At 61.6% G+C, this 12,050-nt stretch carries 11 protein-coding genes; 4 read left to right on the top strand and 7 right to left on the bottom strand.

Translation table 11 applies throughout. The features are described 5' to 3' along the window. The first annotated feature begins 120 nt into the window (after window positions 1–120). Complete coding sequence (gene katG, locus P0086_RS02350) at window positions 121–2,295, top strand: catalase/peroxidase HPI (protein ID WP_275782782.1); 2,175 nt, start codon at window positions 121–123, stop codon at window positions 2,293–2,295. A 110-nt stretch (window positions 2,296–2,405) separates the two neighbouring features. On the opposite strand, the gene P0086_RS02345 is transcribed toward katG, so the two are convergent. From P0086_RS02345 to P0086_RS02320, 6 genes are all read right to left on the bottom strand, one after another. Then, a complete protein-coding gene (locus P0086_RS02345; protein WP_275782269.1) occupies window positions 2,406–2,579 on the bottom strand; it encodes a hypothetical protein in 174 nt (57 codons plus the stop codon). A 139-nt stretch (window positions 2,580–2,718) separates the two neighbouring features. Further along, window positions 2,719–4,350 carry an FGGY-family carbohydrate kinase gene (locus P0086_RS02340; RefSeq protein ID WP_275782268.1) on the bottom strand — a complete coding sequence of 544 codons (1,632 nt, stop codon included), beginning with the start codon at window positions 4,348–4,350 and terminating at the stop codon, window positions 2,719–2,721. Between the two features lie 63 nt (window positions 4,351–4,413). Then, window positions 4,414–5,142, bottom strand: coding sequence for an SDR family oxidoreductase (locus P0086_RS02335; RefSeq protein WP_112605980.1), 729 nt, complete (start codon window positions 5,140–5,142; stop codon window positions 4,414–4,416). A 26-nt stretch (window positions 5,143–5,168) separates the two neighbouring features. Then, entirely contained in the window at window positions 5,169–6,431 is a 1,263-nt protein-coding gene (locus P0086_RS02330; RefSeq protein WP_275782267.1) for a sugar ABC transporter permease, read from the bottom strand. Continuing rightward, window positions 6,428–7,249, bottom strand: coding sequence for an ATP-binding cassette domain-containing protein (locus P0086_RS02325; protein WP_275782266.1), 822 nt, complete (start codon window positions 7,247–7,249; stop codon window positions 6,428–6,430). The genes P0086_RS02330 and P0086_RS02325 overlap by 4 nt, the downstream gene beginning before the upstream one ends. A gap of 69 nt (window positions 7,250–7,318) precedes the next feature. Further along, window positions 7,319–8,365, bottom strand: a complete 1,047-nt coding sequence (locus P0086_RS02320) for a sugar ABC transporter substrate-binding protein (protein ID WP_112596585.1) — start codon at window positions 8,363–8,365, stop codon at window positions 7,319–7,321. Window positions 8,366–8,643: 278 nt separating this feature from the next. Between P0086_RS02320 and P0086_RS02315 the strand changes: the two genes are divergently transcribed. Continuing rightward, window positions 8,644–9,663 carry a LacI family DNA-binding transcriptional regulator gene (locus P0086_RS02315; RefSeq protein ID WP_275782265.1) on the top strand — a complete coding sequence of 340 codons (1,020 nt, stop codon included), beginning with the start codon at window positions 8,644–8,646 and terminating at the stop codon, window positions 9,661–9,663. A gap of 293 nt (window positions 9,664–9,956) precedes the next feature. On the opposite strand, the gene P0086_RS02310 is transcribed toward P0086_RS02315, so the two are convergent. Then, on the bottom strand, window positions 9,957–10,208 hold the full coding sequence (locus P0086_RS02310) for a YMGG-like glycine zipper-containing protein (RefSeq protein WP_112596588.1): 252 nt from the start codon (window positions 10,206–10,208) through the stop codon (window positions 9,957–9,959). A gap of 297 nt (window positions 10,209–10,505) precedes the next feature. Here P0086_RS02310 and P0086_RS02305 point away from each other — a divergent pair, with 297 nt between their 5' ends. Together P0086_RS02305 and P0086_RS02300 are read left to right on the top strand one after the other, a co-directional pair. Beyond that, window positions 10,506–10,868: a hypothetical protein gene (locus P0086_RS02305; RefSeq protein ID WP_345799298.1), complete on the top strand. Its 363-nt coding sequence runs from the start codon at window positions 10,506–10,508 to the stop codon at window positions 10,866–10,868. 82 nt (window positions 10,869–10,950) lie between these two features. After that, window positions 10,951–12,033 carry a hypothetical protein gene (locus P0086_RS02300; protein ID WP_275782264.1) on the top strand — a complete coding sequence of 361 codons (1,083 nt, stop codon included), beginning with the start codon at window positions 10,951–10,953 and terminating at the stop codon, window positions 12,031–12,033. Window positions 12,034–12,050 lie beyond the last annotated feature (17 nt).

The following is a 12,050-nucleotide window of genomic DNA, read 5'->3' as shown; positions in this document are numbered from 1 at the left end:
ACAATTGGAATTTATCACCCGGCTTCCTTATTGGTGTGTCTCGGGACTTGGACCCAACGATGCGACCACGTCAAAGCGACCGGCCGCTCCTTGAACTCTTGGCAACTATGGGGACCCAAAATGGACACGCAAACGAAACCGGCCGGTAAGTGTCCGGTAATGCACGGTGGTAACACGGCGCTCGGCAAGTCAGTCACGCAGTGGTGGCCGAATGCGCTGAACCTGGATATCCTGCATCAGCAGGACACCAAGACCAATCCGCTCGGCAAGGACTTCAACTACCGTGAGGAACTGAAGAAGCTCGACGTCGAAAGCCTGAAAGCAGACCTGCGCGCGTTGATGACTGAAAGCCAGGAGTGGTGGCCGGCAGACTGGGGCAGCTATGTCGGTATGATGGCACGTGTTACCTGGCACGCGGCGGGCTCCTACCGGGCAGCCGACGGCCGCGGGGGCGCCAATACCGGCAACCAGCGTTTCGCGCCGCTGAACTCCTGGCCGGACAACGTCAACACCGACAAGGGCCGCCGCCTGCTGTGGCCGATCAAGAAGAAGTATGGCAACAAGATTTCCTGGGCCGACCTGATCGCGCTCGCCGGTACCATCGCCTATGAGGTCGCCGGTCTGAAGACTTTCGGTTTTGGATTCGGCCGCCAGGACATCTGGCATCCCGAAAAGGACGTCTACTGGGGCGACGAGCAGCAATGGCTGGCGCCCAGCGACGGCCGCTACGGCGATGTCAGCCAGCCGACGACGCTCTCCAACCCGCTGGCAGCCGTCCAGATGGGCCTCATCTACGTTAATCCCGAAGGCGTGAACGGCAAGTCCGATCCACTGGCGACCGCCGCACAGATGCGCGAGACCTTTGCGCGCATGGGCATGGACGACGAAGAGACTGTCGCGCTCACCGCCGGCGGCCATACGATCGGAAAGACGCACGGCAACGGCAACCCGGCCGATCTGAGCGCGGACCCCGAAGCAGCCGGCCCAGAATTCCAGGGGCTCGGCTGGATGAACACGAAGGGTCGCGGCATTGGCCGCAACACCGTCGTATCCGGCCTCGAAGGAGCCTGGACCACCGAACCCACCAAGTGGGACAACGGCTTCTTCGAGATGCTGTTCAAGCATGAATGGCACCTGGTCAAGAGCCCGGCCGGCGCAAGCCAGTGGGAGCCGGTCTCGATCGCCGAAGAAGACAAGCCGGTCGACGTGGAGGACCCGTCCATCCGCCTCAATCCGATGATGACGGATGCCGACATGGCGCTGAAGGTTGACCCGATCTACCGTGAGATCTCGCTGCGGTTCCTCAATGATTTCGACGCGTTCTCGAACGCCTTTGCACGTGCCTGGTTCAAGCTGACCCATCGCGACATGGGGCCGAAGGCTCGCTATTTCGGTCCGGACGTTCCTGCCGAGGACCTGATCTGGCAGGACCCGATCCCGACCGGCAGCACGGCCTATGATATTGCTGCGGTCCGGGCGAAGATTGCTGCTTCCGGACTCTCGGTCTCCGATCTGGTCAGCACGGCCTGGGATAGTGCCCGCACCTTCCGTGGCTCCGACAATCGCGGCGGCGCCAACGGTGCGCGCATCCGTCTCGCGCCGCAAAAGGACTGGGCCGGCAACGAGCCTGCACGTCTGGCCCGGGTTCTGGCCGTGCTGGAACCGATTGCCGCCGAGACCGGCGCCTCGGTGGCCGATGTGATCGTCCTGGCCGGAAACTACGGCATCGAGCAAGCGGCCAGGGCTGCCGGCTTTGCCATCGAGGTTCCGTTTGCGCCCGGTCGTGGCGACGCCACCGCCGAGCAGACCGACGCCGACAGCTTCGCCCCCCTCGAGCCGCTCGCTGACGGTTTCCGCAACTGGCAAAAGGAAGACTACCTGGTCAGCGCCGAGGAACTGCTCCTTGACCGTGCCCAGCTGCTCGGATTGACGGCATCGGAGATGACAGCACTCGTCGGCGGTTTGCGCGTCATCGGCGCCAACCATGGAGGTACGGCGCACGGCGTCTTCACCTCCAATGTCGGCGCGCTGACCACCGACTTCTACGTCACGCTGACGGATATGGCCTATTCCTGGGTCCCCACCGGCAGGAACCTTTACGAGATCCGTGATCGCAAGACGGGCGCCACCCGTTTCACCGCGACCCGCGCCGACCTCGTCTTCGGTTCCAACTCGGTGCTTCGTGCTTACGCGGAAGTCTACGCTCAGGACGACAACAAAGAGAAATTCGTCAAGGATTTCGTTGCCGCCTGGGCGAAGGTCATGAACGCCGATCGCTTCGACCTCGCTGCCTGAGGCGCTAGGCCTGGCGACAGCCGCCCGTCACGACAGAACCCTCCCCGGTAAAGACCGGGGAGGGTTCGCTAAAGATGCCGAGTACGCCACGCGACGAGGAGCCGGATGCGCTACGGCCTTCCTGCCGGCTTGTCCTCAGGCTTGTCCTTCCGAGATCGTTCGCTTTGGGCGGGATGCTTGCCCACGCGCTCGCGCGCATGGGCCTCGGGCCCGGCAACGATTACCCCGTTCTGGTCCTCGTCCACATGTTCTTTGGCCTTGCGGTTGGTAACGTCCCTGCTCATCGTCTGGGCCTCCTTTCGGCTCCTGACACCTTAATGACCGGGACTGCGGCTGGTTCCATCCTTCAGGAGATCTTGCCCCTGACCTGACCATGTCGAAAGAGAACCGCACAGGCGGGACCGACGGCTGACTGCCGTTTGACTAGCGAATCTGGCGTGCAACCGATTGCAGTCTTTTGAAGGCATCGAACCGCGTTGCATGAATTGCCCCGAATTCTCCGCCTGCGGGCTGGTAGATGCGATCTGTTGCCGAAAGTGCCGACATGGCCGCGCGAACATCAGGCAGGACTGCTGCAGCCACGGATCCGAGAATTGCAGCACCGAGCAAGACTGGCTCCCCGGAACGGGTGGCCAGCACGGGTTTGCCTGTTGCATCTGCCAGGATCTGGCGCACGACATCCAGCTGACCTGCACCGCCGCTGATGACGACTTTTTCTATCGGAGCACCAGCATCCGCCTGGGCATCGATAATTTGCCGCAGACCATAGCCTATGCCGCAAAGCCCGGCGATATAGAGCGCGACCAGATTTTCGATGTCGTGTCCCATCCCGAGGCCGGCGATGATGGCGCGGGCATGGGGATCGGCAAAAGGAGCCCGATTCCCCAGGAACTCAGGTACTACATGAAGCCCGTCGGCAAGAGCAACGGTACCCGAAAGCGTATCAGCCTGGCCGGTGGCGAAATTGGCCAGAAACACTGGCAGCGACAGGCCCCTCGCCTCTGCCTGCAAGCGAGCCTCTGGCGCCGCCGGGTGGAACGAAAGGAGCTGCTCGATTGCGGCCCCGGCGGCGGACTGGCCACCCTCGTTCAGCCACATCCCCGGCACCATGGCGGAATAATAGGGTCCCCAGACGCCCGGAACGAACACCGGTTCGGCAGTCGACGTCATCGTGCATGAGGAGGTGCCGAAGACATAGCCGAGGTTGCTTTCGGGCGGGCCGTCGGCACCGACGGTTCCAATCCCGCCTGCGTGCGCGTCGATCATGCCCGCGCCAACGGCAGTACCGGCCACCAGCCCGAGCTCCGTCGCCGCCTGCTCTGTCAGGCCATTGCCGAGCGGTGTTCCCGGCTCTACCACGTCCTGTCCGATCCGAACAAACGCCTCATCGGCGATAACGCCGAGCCCAATCTGCCGGAAGTAGTCCGGATCCCAACGCCTTTCATGGGCCAGATAGGTCCATTTGCAGGTGACAGTGCAGGTAGATCGTGCGCAGTCGCCCGTCGCACGCCAGGTTAGGTAATCGGCAAGATCGAAGAACTGCCAGGCTGCATCAAACACCTGCGGACGATTTTCGCGCAACCAGAGCAGCTTCGGCGTCTCCATCTCCGGCGAGATGCGACCGCCCACATAGCGCAAGACGTCGTGCCCCTTGGCGTTGATACGCTCGGCCTGCTCCACTGCGCGATGGTCCATCCAGACGATGATGTCGCGTTTCGGGTCCTCGGATGGCCCGACAGGCAAGGACACGCCATCCTTGCCGAGAACGACGAGCGAGCAGGTCGCGTCAAATCCGATGCCCGCGATACGCTCGGGCGCGACCCCCGCTCGTGCGACTGCTTCGCGAACGGAGGCGCAAACCGCTGACCAGATCTCCGCGCTCGACTGTTCTACGATCGAACCGGCCTCCCGGAAGAGGGTGATGTCGTGCTTGCCTGATGCCAGCATACGCCCGGTCAGGTCAAAGACGCCCGCCCTCGCGCTGCCTGTTCCGACATCGACGCCAACAAGATAGCGCTCGCCGCCCGAAGGCTGCGCGGAAGCGATGTTTGTCATGGTTCTACCGCCTGCTCAGGTATATTTTTCGGCGGAAGGCCAAAGGCCGCCGCCGGCTTCACTCTAGAGATCCACGCTGTTTGGCAGGATCACTAGGTCGCGGACCGTCACGTTGCGTGGCCGGGTCAGCATGAACAACACCGCATCTGCCACTTCCTTCGGCTGCATCAGGCTGCCGTTGGCAAGCGCTTCGTCCATCTTCTCCTTCGGCCAGTCATCGAGGAGCGCCGTGACAACCGGTCCAGGCAAGACGGCGCCGACACGTACGCCGTGTTGGGCCACCTGACGGCGCGTGCTGTGAACGAACGCCTGAACGGCAAATTTCGAGGCCGTGTAGATCGGCTCCCACACGACGGGAACGACCCCGGCAATCGAACTGGTGAAGAGGATGTCGCCCGTCTTTTGCTCGATCATATAAGGCAGGACCGCGTGGACCGACCGGAACGCCGCATTGATGTTCAGGTTGAGCATCCGGTCCCAGGCATCCGGGTCGCCCTCAGCTACGGGACCGCCGATGTAGGCCCCGGCATTGGCGTGGAAGACGTCGAGCTTGCCCGCGATCTGGAGAATGCGCGGCAACATCCCGGAAACGTCCGCGGGCCTGAGCAGGTCGACGACCAGCGGCAGCGCGTTCGCTCCCAGCTCCTTGCAAAGCTGCTCCAGCTTGTCCTGCGCGCGATCGACCAGAACAACCTTTGCGCCTTCATCGAGGAGCGTGCGAGCGCACTCGAGACCGATGCCCGAGGCCGCACCGGTGATGGCGGCGACTTTGCCCTTCATGAGGTCTGCCATTTCAAAACTCCATTCCCTATCGGTTGTCAGGCGCGGCCATGGCTGACGCGGGAGCGCCGTGCCAGCGAGTCGACGATCACCGCAATTGCCAGCACGCCGCCAGTAATCATGTAGCGAAGCGAGGAACTGAGGTTCAAAAGGGTCAGGCCATTCGAAATCGCCTGGATAACGATGATACCGAGCAGAGCCGAGTAGGCGCTGCCGCGTCCGCCAAACAGGCTGGTGCCGCCGATGACTGCGGCTGCGATAGCGTTAAGGTTGACGTCACCGGTACCGGCCTGCTGGCTCGAAGAAGCAAGGCGAGAGGCCGAGAGAATGCCGCCAAGTGCTGCCAGCGTGGAGCAGAGCATGAAGGCGCTCATGTAGATCCGCTTCACGTTGATGCCCGAACGGCGCGCCGCTTCCTTGTTTCCGCCCACCGCAAACATCGATCGGCCCCACTTCGTGCGCGTCAGCGCATAGTTGAGGATCACTGCCAGCGCGACGAAAAGCGCGAACATCCATGGCACGCCACGGCCGAGATTGAGGTAGAAGACGGCCAGCTCGAGCGCGACTGTCAAGACGACGGCCTTGAGGATCAGTGCACCGAGGGGCTGTGCCGAGAGGTTTGCGGCTTGCCGCTGGCGCATCGTGCTCAGCCCCTTGCCGATCATCACCAGACCCGGAACCAGCGCCAGCGCGTGGGAGAGCCAGTCAGGCATGATAAGGATCTGTCCGAACCGGACCAGCGGCGAGGCATAGGGGAGATTGATCGAGCCGGACGCCCCCAGGATGTAGAGCTGCATGCCGAGCAGAGCCAGAAGACCGGCGAGCGTGGCAATGAAACTCGGCATTCCAAGGCGATTGTAAAGGGTTGCGTAGAGCAGCCCCACACAGGCCCCCAACAGCAGCGCCGCGATGATGGCGCCGGCGACAGGCCAGCCCATGTTGACCCACAGTACGCCGACGGTTGCGGACGCAAGGCCGCTCATCGAGCCTACGGACAGATCGATTTCGCCGAGCACAAGCACGCAGATGATACCGAGCGATATCACGCCGACGGTGGCGCAATCGAAGAGGAGGTTCACCAGATTATTGGGCGCAAGAAAGACCGGGTTGAGTGCCGAGAAGACGATTGAGATGACGATCAGCCCGACGGCAACCGGGAGCATGCCGAGATCGCCTGAGCGCACGCGGTCAATGAACCCGTGCGCCATGCCAAGGATGCCCTCGTCATGGCGCACGCGCTCATCGCTGCGGTCCAGCTGCTGCCGGCCTCGGGAGTTGTCGTCGGAAACGTTCTGGCTCATGCTGCTCCCCCGCTCGTCTCGTTGACCAGGCCGGCCTTGCGGTCGAGCCGACGCGAAACCGAATTATCCGTTGCGCCCGTGATGGCAGAAACCAGCTCCTGATTTGACGAACCCGGCGAGAAGACGCCGTTGTTCCGGCCAAGGCGAAGGACCACGATCCGATCGGCGACCGCACGCACGTCTTCCATGTTGTGACTGATGATGATGACGCCGAGGCCGCGGTCTCGCACGCGCTCTATCAGGTTGAGCACTTCCGCGGTCTGGGCAACACCCAGGGCGGCCGTCGGTTCGTCCAGCATAATGACCTTGGGATCAAGCAGCAGCGAGCGCGCAATTGCCACTGTCTGTCGCTGCCCGCCGGAAAGTGAAGCGATCGGTTCTCGTACCGAAGGAATGCGGGCTGCCAGTTCGCGCAACAGCGTCCAGGCGCGCACTTCCATCGCCACTTCATCGAGATGCCATGGCGACAGTTCGTGACCCAAAAAAAGATTGGCGACGACGTCGAGGTTCTCGCACAGAGCGAGGTCCTGGAAGACGGTGGCGATCCCGAGATCCAGAGCCTTGGCAGGATTGTCCAGCGTGACGGTTTGCCCGCAGAATTCGATCGAGCCCGCCGATGGCTGGTGTACGCCGGCAAGCACCTTGACGAGCGTCGACTTACCGGCACCGTTGTCGCCGACGAGGGCAACGACTTCGCCCGCATTCACGTCCAGCTCGATGTCCGTCAGGGCGGACACGGCGCCGAAGTTCTTGGAAATGCCACGCAGCCTCAGCACGGGCTCGCCCCTGGCGGGAAGGTTCTGGGTAGTGATCGTCATGGCCTCGTGACCTTTCAACCGAAAGGGGCGCCCGGCCGCGGCAAGCGCGGCCAGGCACACGCCTGGAGCTTAGTTGATGATGCCGAGTTTACGGCAACCTTCAACATATTCGCCTGTGCAGATTTCTTCAGGTTTGTTGATGCCCTTGTCGAAGATCTCGGCCTTGATGTTCTCGGCCGTGACGACAGCAGGAACGAACAGCTGCGAGGGCGTGTCGTAAAGCTTGTTGGGCGCCTCTGGCGTCTCACCCTTCAACAGCTTGACGGCGACGTTTGCCGCTGCTGCTGCGACGATTTCGGACGGCTTGGAAATCGTATTGTATTGATCACCCGAGATGATCAGCTGCAACGCGGCGATTGTGGCGTCGTTGCCGGTCACCGGGGGCAGTGGCTTGACGCCTGCTGCCTTCAAAGCGGCAATCGCGCCACCACCGGTCCCGTCGTTGGCCGCGACGATCCCCTTGATTTGATCGCCGAAGCGGGTAATCTGCCCTGCAGCCCATTCCTGCGCCTTTGGTGGCGCCCAGTCGGGGGTGTCGAATTCGGCAAGTGTCTTGTACGGGGATGCATCGAGTGCGGAATCGATACCGTCACGGATCAGGCCCGCGGCCGCATCGGTCGGGGAACCATTGATCTGCAACACCCCGGCCCCGTCCGGAACACCGGTAGCCTTTAGATGGTCGACGAGCGACTGGGCAATGGCGCGGCCAATGCCTTCGTTGTCGAAGGAGACATAGTAGTCTGCCGGCTTGTCGGGTATCGGCCGATCATAGGCAATGACCTTGACGTCCTGGGACTGCGCGATTTCGACCAGCGCCGCCGCTGCTGCGGAGTCCACGGGATCAAGGACGATGATTTTCGCACCCTGAGCGATCACGGAGTTGAACTGTTGTTGCTGGAGGGCAACGTCAGCGTTGGCATTCTGGTAGATCACCGTGCAGGATGGGCACAGCTTCTCCATTTCCGCCTTGAACCCCGGATAGTCATGCTGCTCGTAGCGGGTAGAAGCCTGGTCGGGCATGAGAAAGGCAACGGTTGCTGCTTCTTGCGCCATTGCGGCGCCACCGAGAGACACGGCCAGACCGGTCGTGGCGAGCAAATAAGTAAGCGTGTTCATAAGGTTCCTCCACAAACAATGGGCCGGCGAGTTGCGGCTTTCCAGGATGCTGTCCCGGCTCAGTCCAAGTTCGGCCACGCCGTCATGGCGCAGCAAATCGGTCGTTGCAGCTTGGCGCTGCCGCGTTGATCGACTCGGTTCTGATCCGACTCCTCCCCTGAGTCAGCTCCGCTTTTGCTGGCGACTTCATCGATTGCGCAAGCTTGCTCAATCGATGAAGCAGAATTGCCACCTCTCCCCATTGATGTCAAGGTGACGCGCGAAGTGGAGAACGAATTGTGAAGCGCGCGACCCAGACGAAGAGGACAACGATTTACGATCTGGCCGAGCTTGCCGGGACCTCGGCCAGTGCGGTCAGCGCTATCCTCAATGGAAACTGGAAAAAGCGCCGAATCAGCGCCCAGCTCGCCGCAAGGATCACCAAGCTCGCGGAGGAACAGGGCTACGCACTGAACATGCAGGCGAGCGTGCTGAGGCGCGAGCGATCCAAGATCATCGGGATGATCGTTCCCAAATACGACAACCGCTATTTCGGCTCCATTGTCGAGCAGTTCGAGGCAATGGCGCGCGAACGCGACCTTTTTCCCATCGTCACCTGTACTCGCCGTGATCCCGCTCTGGAGATGGAAGCGGCGCGTGCCATGCTTTCCTACCAGGTCGACTGCCTGATCGCCACGGGCGCGACGGATCCGGATCGAATTGTCGAACTGTGCTCGGCCGCCGGGGTACGAACAGTCAATCTCGACCTGCCAGGATCGCGCGCACCTTCCGTCATCTCCGACAATTTTGGTGGTGCGCTGGAGCTCACACGGCGGGTGTTGACGAATTGCGAGCGAGAATTCGGTGTGAAGTCGCCGCTTCTCTTCGTGGGCGGTCGCGGAACCGATCACAACACCTCCGAGCGTGTGAGGGGGTTCCGTGCCGCCCATGCCGAAGCGGGAATTCGTGTTGACGAAGACCTCGTCCTTACTTGTGGTTATGCGCCAGAGAAGGCGGAAAATGCCATGCGGCAGCTTGCCGAGGCAGGAACCATCCTGCCCAGGGGCATGTTTGTCAACTCCACCATTTCACTCGAAGGGGTCATGCGCTGGATCCGCCGATCGGGTGAGTATGCTGCAGCCATGCCGCATCTCGGCTGCTTTGACTGGGACCCTTTCGTGGCCATGCTCGGCGATCACATCGAGATGGTGCGCCAGGATGTGCCGAAGATGCTCGATGCCGTTTTCGAGATCATCGATTCAGATACACTGGAATTGAAGGTGGTTCAGATCCCGCCGATCGTCGAGACGGCTGGCTGAAGCACGCTCGGTGCGGCGTATCCTCGAGGCAGGCAACCCCAGGCACTTTTGCTCTCATCCGGCATGCCATCGCGCCATTGGATGTTCGCGCCGCCTGCGGACGGAACAAACACGCTCACGCTCTTGCTTCGACCTCGCCCATCACCTAGATCCAGGCTGGCGCGAAGACGACCCGGCGCATGCAGCGAAACCCGGGGCTGCTGCGAATCGGAACGGCAACGGTTCGTCGGCGGCTGACCACCTGTTCAGTCCTGAGGCGTTGGCGCGGCGCCGCACTGCACTGCGAACCTTGGCTAGCAGGCGGCTATATAGCGCCGCCCGTATCGGTCACGATAGTAGCAGCGACCCGGTTGCCCCGCGACGTTACCGATGACTGCACCCGAGACGCCTCCTATCGCGGCACCGACGGCCGCGCCTCTGACGTTGCCGGTAACCGCTCCCCCGACGACGGCACCTGTGGCCGCCCCGATTCCTGCACCCCGTTCGGTCGGCGTGCATCCAGCCAACATTCCAATTGCCAAGATGAGCACTGAGAACCGCTTCATCGAATTTCCTCCCTTTGTTTATTTTCCGCAAACGACAGCAAGGAAGCTTTGTTCCATTCAGCGACGAGGTGCACCGCAATCTGGCGTCTGTGCCGGAGAGTATTGCCTCCTGAACCCCCTTGTCTGTGCGCGCGCTATGCTGGTCGCTGCTAGGAGACTTCTGGTCGAACAAACAGCGCCCCCGCATATGTTCAAAGCATTCAAGAAAGAGCTAGATCGAAATTCCTGCCGCCGGATGATGTGGTGAATGGAACTTCTTCTTCCCATGCAGGTTTCAGGCGACAGAGGAGACTGACCATGGGTATAGAAAAACCTAAAGATGGTGCGCCTGGCACGACTGAACAGTCACCGCGTTGGGAAGGGCCCGAGGCCAGCCGACCGCGCGGATATCTGCCCGCGAAAGACGATCCCGATGTGGACCGCGATGCAGCGGGCGAAAACAACGCCGATCCGGAGCGCAGTTCGCCATCAGACGCGCTAAAGGTTCGAAACAATGCGAAGGGCCAGTACGCGCCGTCCCAAGCCGATCGCTCCGGCGTGACAAGCGCAAAGCCGACGGTGAACACCGGGCCAGAGGACGTCACGGGCCATCTGGACCCGTCTGGCCGTGAACGCGAAACAGACCAGGACAATGATGAGGATTCACGCCCGCCCGGGTAAGCGGTTTCGATCGTGTCGCGGCATACAAGCCGCGGCGGCATCAGGCCAGTTCTACCACCTGGGACAGTATGGCGGGCGCTCCATGACAGACACCATGAGCAAAGTTCTCCCTCTGGGGAAACCCTTAAGGCACCATACCGGTGTGTGGATTGTTCTGCGGGAGCAGCTTCGGTTTGCACTCAACAAGCTGATCCACTCCGCCCTCAGTCATATTCTGTACGGTACGGCCCCCGTCACCAGGGAAATTGGGGCCGACGGAATCCTGAGGGAAATCCAAATTGTGAGACGCGGCACGGTCGTTGGGGCGTTGGAGTATTTCGCGGCGAAGGACGAACGGGGGACATGGCGCGGCGGTCATGCACCCTGCTCCTACTTGCATCGCGTCATTACCGACAACAGTGCGAGTGACAGACAAAAACTCCGCATTATCCGACAGCTCATCGCGCAACTTCCAGGCAACGTTTTGTTCGGCCTTACGGCTGGGCCGCATGCCGAAGATATCGAGATCCTGAAGAGAGCGTTCCAGGGGGCCGGTTTCCGCACCTGGCCGCAAACAACATTCGTCTATTCGCCGCCGAGCGAAAGCGGCGATTTGATAGCCTCGATGAAGGGCGCCAGGCTTAGAACGGCGCTGCGTGCCGCCAGGAGGGATCTCGACGTCATTGAAATTTCTCCTACGCAGTTTATCCGGTATTTCGTCGACAACCTGCAGCGGGCGGGCAAACGCAATTATTGTAGCCCCTCCCTCGACCATGCCCTGCTCAGCGATGCAGTCAACCGCCAGCCGCCGCAAGCGCGCATAGTCGCAGCGCGTCGCAAAGGGGTTGAGGAGAACACCTTGGAAAGTCGTCTCGAATCGGCCATCGCACTGACGTGGGGCGGCGACGGGCTGGTGAAGCTCTTTCGGGTCACCTACGATCCCTGCGGCCACCCACATGGGACGAAGCTTCTGATCCTGGAAGGTGCTGAAACTGCGGCCTGTCAGGGCATGCATCTTGATACCGATGCGGCAACGGAAGGCGGAAAGACTCTTTACCAACGATTTGGCAGCTTTGGAGCGCACACGCGACACGAATTCGTGCGCTATCCCCTCGACTGGTATTTCGACAAGTCGTTTCCTCGGTTGGCCACACAACTCCGCCAGCTCAGTGGACAGTACAGCTAACAGGTTACTAGAGCTGT

The sequence above is a fragment of the Mycoplana sp. MJR14 genome (genome assembly GCF_029210525.1).
Lineage (GTDB): Bacteria > Pseudomonadota > Alphaproteobacteria > Rhizobiales > Rhizobiaceae > Mycoplana.
This window is presented reverse-complemented; position numbering and strand designations above follow the sequence as displayed.